Annotated in this window: 1 protein-coding gene; it reads left to right on the top strand. The window is 54.2% G+C overall.

The window, feature by feature from the left end:
- Positions 1-2 precede the first annotated feature (2 nt).
- Positions 3-306, top strand: a 304-nt coding sequence (locus SB822_RS56075; protein WP_410858976.1) for an ATP-binding cassette domain-containing protein, incomplete at its 3' end; no start/stop codon positions are given.

The raw sequence follows: 306 nt of genomic DNA, 5'->3' as shown, positions 1-306 counted from the left end.
CCATCCGAAATGCAGTCAAGAAGTACGGCAATGTTGGCGTTCTGCATGGTGTGTCGGTCAATATCGAAGACGGTGAGTTCGTCGTTCTGGTCGGCCCGTCGGGTTGTGGCAAATCCACATTGCTCCGCATGATCGCAGGGCTAGAAGAAATCAGCGATGGCGAAATCGCCATCGGCCCGCGTGTCGTCAATGACTTGCGCGCCAAGGAACGCGATATTGCTATGGTGTTCCAGAATTATGCGCTCTATCCGCATATGACGGTGGCCGACAATATGGGCTTTGCGCTCATGCTGAAAAACGCGCCGA

This window comes from Paraburkholderia sp. SIMBA_054 (assembly GCF_046534875.1).
GTDB lineage: Bacteria > Pseudomonadota > Gammaproteobacteria > Burkholderiales > Burkholderiaceae > Paraburkholderia > Paraburkholderia hospita.
The sequence above is the reverse complement of the archived record's forward strand: the minus strand, read 5'-3'. Positions and strand labels throughout refer to the sequence as shown.